This is a genomic window from Chamaesiphon minutus PCC 6605 (assembly GCF_000317145.1).
Lineage (GTDB): Bacteria > Cyanobacteriota > Cyanobacteriia > Cyanobacteriales > Chamaesiphonaceae > Chamaesiphon > Chamaesiphon minutus.
Map to the genome: position 1 here is coordinate 14320 of NC_020053.1, position 13183 is coordinate 27502.

Here is a 13183-nt window from a genome sequence, read left to right on the forward strand (position 1 = left end):
TTATCTATTTACTAATAGTTATTTGTCGAAAAATCGTTGGATTTGGCTCTCTGATATTAGCCGCATAGGTAACAGCAGTTAGTGGATTGTTGCTGTCACAGTATTTAAGTTGTCCGTTGCCACGATACAGTCCCGCAGCGGCACTATCGGCAGAGTATAACAAGTCCCAAATCAATGGCTGTGCTAAGGCACGGAGTTTAACACCGAAGCCGTGCAGCCGAAGATCGGGACGTTCCGACTTAATTTGCAGGAGGATTTGGGCGATTTGCTTTGGCGGCAAGTGTGCGATGCTACCCACTCCCACCCATTGACCTAGAGCCAAGCGGTCGCCATAATCTTCGAGATGGCAAACATAGTCGATCGGTCGATCGCCTTGTAGAACTGGCATCAAGTAAGCTGACAGGTTGCAATTGAGAAGTCGATCGTAACGATCGATCGTCAACTGTTGATGTTGATAGATTGACATGTTTGTGATTTTAAGGATGGCGCGGTGGCACAACCAATCTTGGCTCACCCAAGCATCCAAACAGCCGTGATGTTGCCAAGTTTTGACAAGGGCGACATAGATATCGATTGGTAAATGTTGACCATGTGAATGGAACCTTGAATATGTACCGCAGTCTAAGATCCAATTTTGAATGGGAAATAAACTGCGGCGCGATTGCAATCTAGAGGCAGAAACTAAACAGCGGGGAAAGTGCTTGGTACCACTTTCCCCGCTATTAATTTGATGCCAGCCGCTGTAGAAGTGCTGCATGGTTAGAATAGGGATAGTTGAGGCTGTTGACGATCGACAGTGCAATAGACTCGGTTATTAGTTACGATTAAGAAATCGGCAGATGATAAAGGTTCATTGCTGTCTTTCCAGGTGAAGTAAGGCTGAGAATACGGGCAGTAGTAAATTTCTCTCAACTCACTATGGGAGATCGACACGGAGGAAGGAGCGAGCAAAATTCCGATCGAATAGGCGTGGACATTCTTTCGATCGCTCGCAATCACTCTTTGTCGTCCTGGCTCGGAGACATAGAATTCAGGCAACTTAATGACTGCATCAGTTACATGACCGATGACTAACCAGCTTTTGTTAATTTGCTGTTGTAAGCTCATTTTGTGGGTTAAAAGATTGCGATAGATTCGAGTAGGTAAATTTCGGCAGATTGCCCAATCTACTTGTTTGGTTCTAGACATAATTTTTGGTTTTGAGGATAAATAAAACTGCCAGCACGTTAACATGCTGACAGCTCAAGGTGTAATTGAATTAGCTATGAATCTATAGTTGGACTTCGCTAAGGCAGATGGCTTCGCACAAATCGTCAATTTCATCACTTGATAGTGGTTCGTCATTGACAAAATGTGGAAGATCTAAATCTAAGATATCGTCACGATTTGCTTGGAAATATCTCAGGGCTGCTAAAACTGTTGCAACTACTCGTTGGCAAAGCCTTTCCTCTGGAGAATTGCGATCTAGCGTCGGTTCTAATGAGTACCCGTCAGCATTAGGCTTGACTTGGTGAGTGACATAGCCGACATAAATATCCTCGACGTAATCAGCCCAAGAACCATCGTCTGGATCTTGACAACATTTAAGATCGGAATTTGCTTCGGCAATTGCTTCTTCTTGAGTAGGGAAGAAGCTCTCCGACTCCCAGTTATGGGCGAACCAGAGACGGGAAGGGGAATTATTGTTAGCGGAATTATCTATCATATTCAAAGGTTAAAGGTTGAGTAGGTAAATGATTTTAAGAATCTCGGACTTTATCAATGCGATCGAGGATAGTAAAACTCACATTTTCCATTGGCAGTGTCGTTCCAGCTTCTTTAAATAGTTGAGCTTTTGCTTTTTCAATGACAACATCGTTTGGATTGTTTTCATCTACTAAGACATTCATCTTTCCACTATAAGAGCCGATTTGATATTTAACTATTGCAGTTTGCATGAGGTTGTTGCTCCAACAAAGTATTGTATGAGTTAATAATTTCGGTATCAGTCATACCGTGCAGTCTATTGAGTTTTTCTCTGGCAATGATTGGGACTAGCCCATCACCTCTTGCCATTACAAGCAGTTTGAAGATGCGTTCTTGAATCTTAAAGGGTAATGAATTGAATCTATGCCATTTCTCATGAGGATTTAACTTTTCAATGGGAGATTGTTTTGAGTGGTTCATATTATCGTCAGAATAAAGATTACAAAATGCCCATAGCTTTGCACTACGGGCAGAGTGGAGCAAAGTTGGGAAGTTTTAAATAATTCCTGCGGAGTGCATTTCAAAAACTTGACCTATATAGATTTTGAGTACTTCCCAATTAATTCCAATCGTGGTGGCATCATGATTATCCATTGCCATTTGTAAGACTAATCGAGCAAAATCTCGACTTAGCTTGGGATTAAGTGACAGGACATCATCGGTGTGCCAGATTTTATAGAAAGTATCGTTACCATTTTCTAGCATTTGAATATGGGCGATCGCTGTTGAGGCATCAATATTATCCCATCGCTGTCCTGGTAAACCCAAGGTAACTTCTTGGATGAGATATTTATGGTTGTCGAGTGCTTCAACCACAACCAATTTAAGGTTTTTCAATTGGATTAATTTATGTAATCCTTCATCACGAATGACAGCACAATTAAGCCGATTGAGATATTCGTCAACAGTAATTTGATAGGTTTCGAGTTTCATATTCTTAGAAGATTTGGATAAGTTTTGCACTACTTTCTAGTATTATTTGGATACTCAGTATCAAGCGGAGTCGGTGCAGACGGGTTTCCATCTGAGGTTCCCTCAAAGTTCGTCCATGTAACCGACTCAAGCAAGAGAAACCCTTCAGACTAACTGAGATAATTTTTCTTTAACTGGTTCTAAAGACTGGATTTGACTATCTAGATATTGACGATCGCCGTAAAGATGAAATAATTCATCATCAATGGATTGAATTAGACCTGCAATCTCTTTTTTATCCGAATCATTTAGATCCTGACAAAGCAACGGTAGATCGTCCAAGCTAATTTTCTTGCCTTCAACAATACATCCATGAGATTGAATGAGGTTGACAATTTTCTCAACTTTTTTATTGTTCGATTCGTACATAATGCTTATTTTCTTGAGATTGATAATGTGAGTAAGAATCCAAAAAAGCACCAGTCTTCAAAAGTGACTGGTGCTTTTTTGGATTAGAGATTGCTGGCAGGAAAGCTAGGGATTAACGGGAAAACTCCCAAATATTTTGGCTGCACCACCAATGACGATTACAATCATTCCAGCAGCAATGGTTCTCAGCAAAATCTCTCGATCGCCAACTCTTGTTGACAGTCCATCAACTTTAGCGTCAAGAGTTTTGATTTCACCTTTAATTTCAACTTGACCTAGCTTTAAGTCAGTTACATCTTTCTGAATAACGTCTAGTTTTTGGTTGATACCATTTAAAACATCTTTAAGTTCGACTTCAATCGTCAGGGACATAATGTTATCCTAGTTGTTAGTATTGAATTTGTTTGGTTTTGAGAAATCCCAGTAATCCTACTTGCTGGGATTTCTCCATTTTAGCTAATTACAAGCAGTTGCTACCTCGCGCCAGGTGCTTTGAGGTAAGTACAGAACGCTCGAACCCAACCGCTCGATTTCTGTGGCACGGTCGTAGCTGGGGATATCTTCAGCGGTACGAGTCACTGCATTCAACATGCCAAATCGAGACAAGTCACCAGAGCGAATCAAATGGTCGAGAACCGAACTCGATTCGTCACTGTTTAAACCAATTGCTTTGGCGGTAAGCTCGACAGCCTTTGCCGAATGGCCAGTGATGAGGTCATTCTTAGAGGCTTGCAGATCGGCAACAGCATCGCGGAAGGTAGTGATGCTAATCGCACTCCGCACCAAATCGCGAATCTTCAGCTTGAAGGCGTTATCGATCGCTTGCACGGTATCAATCGCATACAAGTCAGTGCTTTCATTCGCACGACCCGCATGATTCTTCCGCTGCTTGGCATCTTTGAGCGTTAAGCCATTGGTGCAAACTAAGCGATAGATAAAGGGTTCGACCGAGATCGAGCCATTGCCGAGTTCGCCATTCGATAGCACGAATCCTGCTTGAACTGGGTCGCCAACGGAGATAGCAGCTTCAATGTTGGTGTTAATAACTTTGAGATACATCTTCTCATCAGTAACGTTGCAGCTTGCAATCTGAATCCCATCACCCATTTCAGCCAGCTCAGGCATTACCATCGCTAAAATCTCGTGGTTGTCCACGATCCGATAGCGATTGCTCAAGAAAGCTCGCATCTGGCTCCGCAAAGTACGAATCAGCGAGGTTTCGCCTTGCTTTTGACCCAACCAATGATTGACATTTGTGGACAAGAGTTCGGGGCTTTGGGCGCGCATCCGATCGTAATATGGCTTTGGAACTTGGATGCGGCTGGCCATTTGTGCGTGGGCGTAGTCGGTCGCTGGCATTTCTTCGCTACCATTGTTGGTTTCGAGTTGAAAGTTACCATTGCCGAGCATACTCAAGCTAGAAGTTGGAGCGTGGAAATCGCGCTTGGACTCTTGCTGTGCGGTGAGTTCTTCGGCGAGTTCGATGAGAGTTAATCCGGTTTTCATGATATTGTCCTCAAATAATTTGGTGGTAAATATGAGAAAGCCGCTAAACCTTTGAAGGTTTAGCGGCAAGAATTCTCGTTATCAAATAGATGCGGCTCTGCCGCTGTCGGCTAGAAATTCTTCAACTCAGCTTTAAGATTTGTCATCTCAGCCTTGACAATACTTAGCGTTTCTGCCAAATTTTGATGAGTGAATTTCTTGGTTACGCCGTTTGGAGTGTGTACTGTAACTTCCCCTGCATCATTGACACACAAAGAAGCAGGAAGCTCTCTGAAATTGTGGTTGGGAGAATATATTTCGACTCGAAAGTACGCACAACCTTTCAACGTATATAAGTTAGATCGCGTGTATTTCCACCGCTCTGATGTTTCCGCCAACAATATAATTGTCATCGACCTTCTGATTTCATGAATTTCTTGCAGCGATATTTTAGTTGTCATGATTTTAGATTTATAGGTGGATACAGGAAAGCCGCCAGACCTTTGAAGATCCAGCGGCAAGAATTTGAGCCGTCGATTAACTGCGGCTATGCCGAGTTTCCTACGAATTAACCGTTCGATAGGCTGTGACAATATCACTGATCGGCTCGATCGAAGCATCTCCTGAAAGTGTTGTAATGTTAAACATCAAAGATAAGTACATCAACTGCATCATCTAAAGTTAAACCATAGATTAACAGCAGATCGTGAATATCTTCACCACCAGCGATATCAGACTGCATTTGTTTGATTTCGTTGGCGTTGGCGATAGCCTGCCGTTAGGCACAGCCTCTCCAACGGAGAATCGTAGCTTCAGTTTCATCACCACAAGTTTCGTTGGCGATCGAGGCTTTAATTAGTCTGTTCATGTTGGCGTACCTTAGAGTATAGTTAGCAAACAACACAGAACCGTCAAGCCCAGAATTATCCGAGCCTGACAGATATGGCTTAATGTTTGAGATGAATTAGATGGGTCGATACTTGGCAGCGATGATCGCTTTTGGTGAAAGCATTGGCAGGATTGGCATAATCGCTAGCTCCCATCTCGTCCAACCAGTCAGCAAATTCTCGCCGCTTGGTACTTCGACTCTTCCGATAGTCATTAGGCAATACGGCAACCAGCTCGCCGCTAGGAGCCAGCCAGTTATAGGCAGCTCGAACGTGGTCGATGTAAGCATCTCCAGAAAATGGCGGATTCATCAGAACGCGATCGTAAATCGGTCGCGGAGTAGCGGCAAGAAAATCTCGACCATGTGGCTGAAATCCGAGTAGGGTGAGTGCTTGGTGTAGATCTGTATTAACCTCGAAACAATCGATAGCCGATACGCCCAAAGCACGGACGGCAAGGCAGATATCGCCCCCACCAGCAGAGGGATCTAAAACGCGATGACTTGCCTCCACGTTGGCAAACTCTAGTATCTGATCGATTACTTCTGGCGGAGTCGGGAAGAAGTCGGGCACTTGGGTATAAATCGCTCGACGACGCAGCTCGTTCGCCTTTTCCACAGACCTGTCGATCTCAGGTGCGGGATTGCCAGAGCATAGACTATCCAATAGTTGCACAGTGGCAATCGCTTCATCCTTCGATTTAATGCCAAACTGTGCGAGTCGTTCGACTATCGAATAATTGTGAGCAAAGGAATTTTGCAAATACTTGGAATCATCTTCATACCAGCGGCAAATGGTGGCGAAATCTTCTAGCTTTTTGCGGTTATCGATACTGGCAAACTGACTAGGACAGGTACCAGTGCGATGTGACTGAGCGAGTCCTTCAAGCCATCGCTGGATGACTGCCAACCGTTCGCCTTCTTCGCGCATTCCAGTGGCAATCCGCGAGCGACGGGCGGTGATGTTTTGTTGCCCGATTGCGGGATGCAGTTTCGAGTCGATGGTTGTCTGCATTGTGGCAGCTAGTTTCTCTAACTTATCAGCTAGTTTGAGATTACGGCTCGATACTGGTTGAGGATGTAGATATCGGACTTCTGGGATGTTATCGCTCTGTGCTACGAGATGCGGTGCAAATAGGTCTAGCTTGAGCTGGGCTGGGTTATCGATGGTTCTCATGAGGTTTGAGGATGATAGATAATAAAAAACAGCCCCAACCATCTAGTGATGGTTGGGGCCGATCGAGCAGGAGGACATTAAGCCGCAATTGGGGTCTTCGCAGTTTTCTTGCTGCGAGTGGTGGAGGTCTTGCGCTTGGACTTAGCGGGAGCATCGCTAGAGGCGACAACTCGATCGATAGGAGTTGCAACCTCGATAGGAGTTGCGACAGGCAAAGAGACGACGGCAATAATACTCGCGATCTCGATACCAACAGTGCAAGCGTCACGACCGAGCCGAAACTTCCCACTAACGACGAGATTGGCTTCGGGCACAAATAGCCGCTGGTAGATTTCGCTCGCACCAGTACTAAACAGCACTTTGATATCGCCGTCGATGGCAGTACCAGTCAACTTGTCACCATTAATTTCAGCGGTCAGGATAACGAGATTGGAAGTAGTAGAGTTCATGAGTAGTCTCCAAAGGTAGGGTAAGTGGATATTGAAAAGCTAGTAAGCAACAGCAAAGTCGCACACTTGCAAATCCCAAACAGCAACAACAGGCTTAAAGGGCGCAGTCGAACCATCAGGCAGTGGTTCAAAAGTCAGCTCGCCAGTGACGGCGATCGTGTCGCCTTTACGGATGACTTGGGCAGCATCGACGAAGGCATTGCTAAATTTGACCGCAAACCAATCTTTTCCGTCACTAGTTGGCACTGCTAGGGCAGCTTCGAGGATCGAACTATCATCGGGTAAGCACTTAGGAGCGCGACCGACTAAACCGGAAATGTTAACTAGCATGAGCGGATTCCTCCAAAGGATGGGTGAGTTGAAGCACTATTGCTTCAACTCAATTCGGCTTTGCCGATGGTTCTTACGGTCACTCCAGCAGCACATCAGCTAGAGTGACAATCTTGCTCCGAATGGGGCAAACGCCATAGTAATCGGCGTTCGCAAGTACCAGTGATTGCAATGCTTGATGTCTCAGTTCTGTAATCGAATATGCCGAATTAATCTGCTGGTGCAGGAGCATCAATCGTCGCTGGATACGAGTTTCAGTCTTAATAGGAGCAGTAATCTCGGTAAAGTTGAAGTCGATACAGCGACCTTCGATTCGGCTCTGCCGACGCTACGCGAACGAACGACCGAACTTGTCGAATTTGCAAATATAGCCCTCGTAGTTCCAATATCGGTGTGGTGGTAGACCGTGGCGACCTTCGCGCAAAGAAGCGACATCACCTAACCGTCCGAACAACTTTTTTGCATACTGTAGAGCGAGATCGCTTGCAACTTTATCAAATATATAAAATGCTGTATATTCGATCGAACAGGTGAATTTAAAGCTGACTTCGGCAACTTTAAACTTTCTAAGATTGGGTTGATTCATATCGATCGGGTATAGAAAAAGCCCAAAGGCATTTTGAGTTTAAAAAGATAGCGACGATCTCAGTTGAGATCGTCGCTAAGTCAAGTTGAAACAAAGTCTAGGGTAGCTAAATCAATGATTGTCATCGAAGAATCATCGTCTGTGTAACTATCGATAACTTCGCGGATTGTTTTGTAGGCGTATTCTCCGTATGAATCGGTAAGAGCGTTAAGTTTATTAAGCAGTTGGTTGGGCGAACAAACAATCTTGTTAACTAGGCGTTGGCGAGATTCGCGGTGATTAAGGCGTAGCACTAAATACGAACGCATATTTTTTATGGGGGTGAGTTAATCGGGTTGTATAGTGGTGCGCTTGCGCGATTGATATCAGCCGCAGCAAAGAATACCGATCCAGACCGGATCGGCTGGCTACGCGATGGCAATTAAAGATCGATCTTTAATTGTTTAGATTTACAATCATTACCAAATTGTTCTTTGAGCCAGCGATCGGCATTGATTAAAGACATAATAATTTGACTCCAATTCTCCCGATCTAGCTCGTCGATTCCATACTGGTCATAGTATCGATTGAGTAGTTTACCAGCATTAATGATTGAAGTACCAGCATCGAAGGCGATACCCTCCATCTTTTTGTTGACAGCAAATTTAGTAGCACTATTACTGCGTTTCCAGAAGATAGAGCACCAAATTCTTTGTCGAGCCGCCAATAGTTCGTAGGCGATCGTCATCTCTAGACCCGCCAAGATTAGCAATTGATTATTTTGATATTCTGGAAATTTCTTTAAATACTGTAAACTCGAACCAACTCCTGCTGTGGATGAATACATGATTACCTCTATTAATAAAAATACCTGCGAACTCCTCCAGAGTTCGCAGGTAAGAACGGTCGATGGGGCAGATGGCTAGAATGGGATGTCAGCTTCGTCCTCACCATCATCGGTAGTAAGGGTTTGGACTGGCTCAGGGGAGGCAGGAGCGATCTGGGCAATGGGCTTGGCGGCGGCGAGTACTGCGTTACTTACGGGGATATCCAGCAATTGAAATACGCGATCGGCCAGTTCGTCGTTGCGACCCAGAAAGAAGTTCGTCCAGTCATCCATCGTGGGCTTGGTATGACTGGCAACCTTACAAGCAGGTGCTTTCTGACCGTTACCCGCCAGCTCGCGCGTGACTTCAAACTCGAATACGCACAAGGCGTTAAATTCGAGGGTCTTCGGACGTGCAGAGATGCCGTTAGCTTGGGCATGACAAGTAGTTATCTCTAGGAGCAACTGCTGATAGTGGAACGAGAAAGTCGCTTGGGTAGCACCTTTGGCGATGTACTGGAAGGGGATTTCGTGCAGGGGGCAATTGTCGCCATCGAGCAATAGCACTTCAAAGATCTGGATGTTAGAGACACCAGCTTGACCTTTGAATTCACTGTATTTTCCAAGCAGTTCCAACTCGGAGCTACCGTTTTCGCCTTTGACACTTCGAGCCGCTAGCAGTGCCGACTTGGGTATTACAAGCATTCGAGGCTGGCGAAATATCAAGCCCTTCTCGATCGCGCCACTAGAGAAGGTATAGCTATCCAAAGTTTCGGGTACATTTAGCCAGCTTGCTTTTCCCATTTGTTCGAGGCTGACGAAGAACCCACATTCGCCAGGATTTTCACCTCGGAGGCTTTGAATGTATGGGAGCTTGGCATTGGGATTGCAATATTCGGGTGAGGCAAAGCGATCTCGGACTGGTTGAGTAGTCATGATAAAAATTCCTAAATATAATGAATCGGTCAGATGGATACGGCTCTGCCGAGGACACGCAAAAAATAGCTCGCAGATCGAGGGATCTGCGAGCTATTGTGAGTCGATAAGTACTAAATGAAGAACTCGTAGTAAACTTCGAGAATTGCTTCAGCAACTGAAAATTGGCGACATTCAAACTCACCAGAACGCAAACAGATGAAGTGGTGGTAGGCAGAAGTTACAAGATCGAACATAGTGGTTTCTCCTGGAGATCTAGAGATCGAACGACTTAACGCTCATCTAGATTCGGCTTTGCCGCTGCACTGTCAATTAGAACCGAGGGCTGTCGATCGTCTCTTCCAAAATGAGTTGAATGTGCGTCGAGCGAAGCCGAATCGCTCCAAACTCGTTCGGCTCCGCCGATAGATCGCTCGGATGATTGGGCATTATAACTACTACTGGCTTCAAGCCAAAACACATTGTATTCAATCAAATAATTCACTTCTAATTGACTCCTGTAACTGAGGAGTCAGATAGATGCTGATGCTCAAAAATTAGGGTCAATGACAATATCTACCAGCCTCCCTTCGTCCGCATCAATTGTCTCTTGTCGCGATCGGCTTTGGGTGGTAATGCCCCAGGCTAACTCAGAATTAATGCAACTGCGCCCTATTGGTGGCAGTGAAGACCAAATCTGTGCGGTTTATCAACTGTTAAAAGAGTTAGACCCGATTACCTCGGCGGAATTTCCTCTTCCCAATCCAGACACGATCGGCGATCGCACCTCATTTCAATTACTACTTGATGCGGCACGGCTGAATCTTCGGGCTGGAGCGAGTCCATTTCGATGTTTGGGTAAATTGTCGGTTTATCCACGTCCATATCAGTTGGTACCGCTGTTGATGGCTCTGAGACTGCCAACGGTACGGATGTTAATCGCTGATGATGTGGGAATTGGGAAGACGGTTGAGGCTGGTTTGATTGCGCGGGAATTGCTCGATCGACAGGAGATCCACCGGACTGTGGTTTTATGTCCGCCCCAACTGTGTCAGCAGTGGCAAAAGGAATTAAAACAGAAGTTTCAAATCGATGCGGTGGTGGTCAGATCTAGTACCGCAGCTAAGTTGGAGCGAGGATTACCTAGTGGCAAACATATCTTTGAGTATTATCCGCACATTATCGTTAGCTTGGACTATGTGAAGTCCGATCGACATCGAGTGAGTTTCATGGCGCACTGTCCCGATTTTGTAATTGTGGATGAGGCGCATACTTGTAGCAACAGCAGTGCGGATGGTTCGGCGCAACAGCAGCGGTATCGATTGATTGAGGAAATTGCCCGACAGGAAAAACGCCATCTGGTTCTACTCAGTGCGACTCCCCATAGTGGGATTGAAACTGGATTCTTGTCGTTGATTAGCTTGCTCAAGCCTGAATTTGGCAAGATCGATCTGAGTAATTTCGCGCTCTCAGAACGGGCAGAATTAGCTAAATATTTCGTGCAGCGGCGGCGGGGTGATATTAAGCAGTGGTTGGGGGCGGAAACACCATTTCCCGATCGAGATTCGACGGAGGTTAGTTATCAACTCTCCAAGCCTTATCAGCAACTATATAGCGAGGTGTATGACTTTGCGCGGAATTTAGTCAAAACTACCGATGGTTTGAGTAAAGCCAAGCAGCAGGGGCGATATTGGTCGGCATTAGCTATTCTTCGGTGCGTGATGTCTTCTCCAGCAGCGGCGATCGCGACTTTGGGCAAGCAAATTGAGAATCGGACGCTGGCGGGGATTGAGGAGATCGACGATGAGTTGATGAGTACCTATATTTACGATCGCACGGAGCAGGAGCAATGTAGTGATGCGACTCCACCGATCGAGATGCAGGCGCAAGAGGGCGAACGCCGGAAGTTAAGGCAGTTTCTCAAGGATGCTGGAGCAATTTCACCCAAGGACGATCGCAAGTTGCAGACGACGATTGCTTGGGTAAAGGCGCGGCTGGATGAGGGGTTAAATCCGATCGTTTGGTGTCGTTATTTGGCTACGGCTAAATATGTGTCCGAACAGCTTACGCAAGAATTAACGAAAAAGAAATCGTCTCAGGTGCGGATTATTGCGATTACGGGCGAACAGTCGGAAGACGAGCGCGAGGAACGGTTGGCAGAATTGGCAACTTATCCGCAGCGGGTGATGGTAGCAACCGACTGTTTGAGTGAGGGGGTAAACCTGCAAAATCACTTCCAGGCGGCGATTCACTACGATCTCCCGTGGAATCCGAATCGGTTGGAGCAGCGGGAAGGGCGGATCGATCGATATGGGCAAGCCGCACCAGTAGTTAAAACCTGCCTGCTGTATGGGAGCGATAATAAAATCGACTTGGCGGTATTGGATGTATTGATTCGCAAGGCGGTATCGATTCGGAAAACCTTGGGGATTACGGTACCTTTACCGATCGATAGCAGTACGATTCAGACGGCGATCTTCAAGTCGCTATTCGAGCAGCCCAGTAGCGTTCAACAACTCTCGCTGGATCTGTTTCAAGCTGGTTCCCCTGTGGCTGAAGTCCATAGCCGTTGGGATAAAGCGGTCGATCGCGAGAAGCAATCTCGGACTAAATTTGCCCAACAGAGCATTAAACCAGGTGAAATTGACACGGAATTACAAGCAGCCAATCGGATTCTCGGTAGTAGTGAGGATGTCGAACGTTTTGTCCGTACTGCTTGCGAACGGTTGGGGAATTCCCTCAAGCGGGAGAAGAAATATTGGGTAATGGCGACACCACCTCAGTGTCTGAAATCGATCGTCGAAAAGATTGTAGGCGACAAACCGCTCCAAATGACGTTTCAATCATCGCCGATCGATGGAGTGGAATACATCGGACGCAATCACCCGATCGTGGAAAGATTGGCAAGCTTTCTATTAGAGGAAACTTTGACGGATAAGCAGAACCCGACGGCGGCGCGATGTGGCTATGTGATTACCGATCGCGTGAAGGTGCGGACTAATTTACTGCTGTTGCGATTGCGGCACCTAATTGGGGATCTTGATGCTGGTGGTATTAGTACGCCGCCGTTAATGGCTGAGGAATGTATCGTGGCTGGTTTTACTGGTGCGCCCAGCAATCCGCAATGGTTATCGCCGGAAGCAGCGTTGGAACTGTTGCAGAGTGCGGAAGCAACTGCTAATGCTACTGATGGGCAAAAGCAGCGGGAAGTGAAGGATTTACTCGATCGATATCCAGAGTTATCGCCAGATCTGGAAATCTTGGCGCGGGAACGGGCTGAGGAGTTAGGAGATACATACGCCAGAATCAGGGCGATTACTAAAGGCAAGCGATCGATAGTTCATCCCCAAATGCCGATGGATTTGTTGGGATTGTTGATTTTGACTCCAGGATAAACCGGAGATCCCCCCAGCCCCCTTCAAAAGGGGGAGCCGGAACCGGAATTAAGCGAAGAGCCTAAGCC

The 13183-nt window shown here is 46.1% G+C and carries 19 protein-coding genes; 1 reads left to right on the forward strand and 18 read right to left on the reverse strand.

Annotation, left to right across the window (positions count from 1 at the left end; genetic code table 11):
• Positions 1 to 4 precede the first annotated feature (4 nt).
• The 18 genes from CHA6605_RS28895 to CHA6605_RS28970 form a co-directional block, all read right to left on the reverse strand.
• On the reverse strand, positions 5 to 757 hold the full coding sequence (locus CHA6605_RS28895) for a deazapurine DNA modification protein DpdA family protein (protein ID WP_015328711.1): 753 nt from the start codon (positions 755 to 757) through the stop codon (positions 5 to 7).
• Between the two features lie 2 nt (positions 758 to 759).
• On the reverse strand, positions 760 to 1188 hold the full coding sequence (locus CHA6605_RS32210) for a hypothetical protein (RefSeq protein WP_157260276.1): 429 nt from the start codon (positions 1186 to 1188) through the stop codon (positions 760 to 762).
• Positions 1189 to 1270: 82 nt separating this feature from the next.
• The gene (locus CHA6605_RS28905) at positions 1271 to 1705 is read right to left on the reverse strand and encodes a hypothetical protein (protein WP_015328713.1); all 435 of its coding nucleotides are present in this window, start codon (positions 1703 to 1705) and stop codon (positions 1271 to 1273) included.
• Between the two features lie 34 nt (positions 1706 to 1739).
• Positions 1740 to 1937: a hypothetical protein gene (locus CHA6605_RS33350; protein ID WP_015328714.1), complete on the reverse strand. Its 198-nt coding sequence runs from the start codon at positions 1935 to 1937 to the stop codon at positions 1740 to 1742.
• 304 nt (positions 1938 to 2241) lie between these two features.
• Positions 2242 to 2679 carry a hypothetical protein gene (locus CHA6605_RS28915; RefSeq protein ID WP_015328716.1) on the reverse strand — a complete coding sequence of 146 codons (438 nt, stop codon included), beginning with the start codon at positions 2677 to 2679 and terminating at the stop codon, positions 2242 to 2244.
• Positions 2680 to 2823: 144 nt separating this feature from the next.
• A complete protein-coding gene (locus CHA6605_RS28920) occupies positions 2824 to 3087 on the reverse strand; it encodes a hypothetical protein (protein WP_015328717.1) in 264 nt (87 codons plus the stop codon).
• Positions 3088 to 3192: 105 nt separating this feature from the next.
• Positions 3193 to 3459, reverse strand: a complete 267-nt coding sequence (locus tag CHA6605_RS28925; protein ID WP_015328718.1) for a hypothetical protein — start codon at positions 3457 to 3459, stop codon at positions 3193 to 3195.
• A gap of 84 nt (positions 3460 to 3543) precedes the next feature.
• Positions 3544 to 4593, reverse strand: coding sequence for a DUF932 domain-containing protein (locus CHA6605_RS28930; RefSeq protein WP_015328719.1), 1050 nt, complete (start codon positions 4591 to 4593; stop codon positions 3544 to 3546).
• 110 nt (positions 4594 to 4703) lie between these two features.
• Complete coding sequence (locus CHA6605_RS28935; protein ID WP_041550311.1) at positions 4704 to 5171, reverse strand: hypothetical protein; 468 nt, start codon at positions 5169 to 5171, stop codon at positions 4704 to 4706.
• Between the two features lie 348 nt (positions 5172 to 5519).
• The gene (locus tag CHA6605_RS28940; protein WP_015328722.1) at positions 5520 to 6635 is read right to left on the reverse strand and encodes an SAM-dependent methyltransferase; all 1116 of its coding nucleotides are present in this window, start codon (positions 6633 to 6635) and stop codon (positions 5520 to 5522) included.
• Positions 6636 to 6712: 77 nt separating this feature from the next.
• Positions 6713 to 7084: a hypothetical protein gene (locus CHA6605_RS28945; RefSeq protein ID WP_015328723.1), complete on the reverse strand. Its 372-nt coding sequence runs from the start codon at positions 7082 to 7084 to the stop codon at positions 6713 to 6715.
• A 39-nt stretch (positions 7085 to 7123) separates the two neighbouring features.
• Positions 7124 to 7414, reverse strand: a complete 291-nt coding sequence (locus CHA6605_RS28950; RefSeq protein ID WP_015328724.1) for a single stranded DNA-binding domain-containing protein — start codon at positions 7412 to 7414, stop codon at positions 7124 to 7126.
• A 328-nt stretch (positions 7415 to 7742) separates the two neighbouring features.
• Positions 7743 to 8000, reverse strand: coding sequence for a hypothetical protein (locus tag CHA6605_RS28955; protein ID WP_015328725.1), 258 nt, complete (start codon positions 7998 to 8000; stop codon positions 7743 to 7745).
• 80 nt (positions 8001 to 8080) lie between these two features.
• Entirely contained in the window at positions 8081 to 8308 is a 228-nt protein-coding gene (locus tag CHA6605_RS33355; RefSeq protein WP_015328726.1) for a hypothetical protein, read from the reverse strand.
• A 113-nt stretch (positions 8309 to 8421) separates the two neighbouring features.
• Positions 8422 to 8826: a hypothetical protein gene (locus CHA6605_RS28960; protein WP_015328727.1), complete on the reverse strand. Its 405-nt coding sequence runs from the start codon at positions 8824 to 8826 to the stop codon at positions 8422 to 8424.
• A gap of 75 nt (positions 8827 to 8901) precedes the next feature.
• Positions 8902 to 9741 carry a DUF5895 domain-containing protein gene (locus tag CHA6605_RS28965; RefSeq protein WP_015328728.1) on the reverse strand — a complete coding sequence of 280 codons (840 nt, stop codon included), beginning with the start codon at positions 9739 to 9741 and terminating at the stop codon, positions 8902 to 8904.
• A gap of 113 nt (positions 9742 to 9854) precedes the next feature.
• Complete coding sequence (locus CHA6605_RS36385; protein ID WP_015328729.1) at positions 9855 to 9977, reverse strand: hypothetical protein; 123 nt, start codon at positions 9975 to 9977, stop codon at positions 9855 to 9857.
• A 35-nt stretch (positions 9978 to 10012) separates the two neighbouring features.
• Positions 10013 to 10225, reverse strand: coding sequence for a hypothetical protein (locus CHA6605_RS28970; RefSeq protein ID WP_015328730.1), 213 nt, complete (start codon positions 10223 to 10225; stop codon positions 10013 to 10015).
• Positions 10226 to 10286: 61 nt separating this feature from the next.
• Between CHA6605_RS28970 and CHA6605_RS28975 the strand changes: the two genes are divergently transcribed.
• Positions 10287 to 13115, forward strand: a complete 2829-nt coding sequence (locus CHA6605_RS28975) for a helicase-related protein (RefSeq protein WP_015328731.1) — start codon at positions 10287 to 10289, stop codon at positions 13113 to 13115.
• Positions 13116 to 13183 lie beyond the last annotated feature (68 nt).

Excerpts from the sequence above, each read along its gene's own strand:
- CHA6605_RS28895 (WP_015328711.1), bottom strand. The coding sequence starts at position 757 with ATGCAGCACTTCTACAGCGGCTGGCATCAAATTAATAGCGGGGAAAGT.
- CHA6605_RS32210 (WP_157260276.1), bottom strand. The coding sequence starts at position 1,188 with ATGTCTAGAACCAAACAAGTAGATTGGGCAATCTGCCGAAATTTACCT.
- CHA6605_RS28905 (WP_015328713.1), bottom strand. The coding sequence starts at position 1,705 with ATGATAGATAATTCCGCTAACAATAATTCCCCTTCCCGTCTCTGGTTC.
- CHA6605_RS33350 (WP_015328714.1), bottom strand. The coding sequence starts at position 1,937 with ATGCAAACTGCAATAGTTAAATATCAAATCGGCTCTTATAGTGGAAAG.
- CHA6605_RS28915 (WP_015328716.1), bottom strand. The coding sequence starts at position 2,679 with ATGAAACTCGAAACCTATCAAATTACTGTTGACGAATATCTCAATCGG.
- CHA6605_RS28920 (WP_015328717.1), bottom strand. The coding sequence starts at position 3,087 with ATGTACGAATCGAACAATAAAAAAGTTGAGAAAATTGTCAACCTCATT.
- CHA6605_RS28925 (WP_015328718.1), bottom strand. The coding sequence starts at position 3,459 with ATGTCCCTGACGATTGAAGTCGAACTTAAAGATGTTTTAAATGGTATC.
- CHA6605_RS28930 (WP_015328719.1), bottom strand. The coding sequence starts at position 4,593 with ATGAAAACCGGATTAACTCTCATCGAACTCGCCGAAGAACTCACCGCA.
- CHA6605_RS28940 (WP_015328722.1), bottom strand. The coding sequence starts at position 6,635 with ATGAGAACCATCGATAACCCAGCCCAGCTCAAGCTAGACCTATTTGCA.
- CHA6605_RS28945 (WP_015328723.1), bottom strand. The coding sequence starts at position 7,084 with ATGAACTCTACTACTTCCAATCTCGTTATCCTGACCGCTGAAATTAAT.
- CHA6605_RS28950 (WP_015328724.1), bottom strand. The coding sequence starts at position 7,414 with ATGCTAGTTAACATTTCCGGTTTAGTCGGTCGCGCTCCTAAGTGCTTA.
- CHA6605_RS28955 (WP_015328725.1), bottom strand. The coding sequence starts at position 8,000 with ATGAATCAACCCAATCTTAGAAAGTTTAAAGTTGCCGAAGTCAGCTTT.
- CHA6605_RS33355 (WP_015328726.1), bottom strand. The coding sequence starts at position 8,308 with ATGCGTTCGTATTTAGTGCTACGCCTTAATCACCGCGAATCTCGCCAA.
- CHA6605_RS28960 (WP_015328727.1), bottom strand. The coding sequence starts at position 8,826 with ATGTATTCATCCACAGCAGGAGTTGGTTCGAGTTTACAGTATTTAAAG.
- CHA6605_RS28965 (WP_015328728.1), bottom strand. The coding sequence starts at position 9,741 with ATGACTACTCAACCAGTCCGAGATCGCTTTGCCTCACCCGAATATTGC.
- CHA6605_RS36385 (WP_015328729.1), bottom strand. The coding sequence starts at position 9,977 with ATGTTCGATCTTGTAACTTCTGCCTACCACCACTTCATCTGTTTGCGT.
- CHA6605_RS28975 (WP_015328731.1), top strand. The coding sequence starts at position 10,287 with ATGACAATATCTACCAGCCTCCCTTCGTCCGCATCAATTGTCTCTTGT.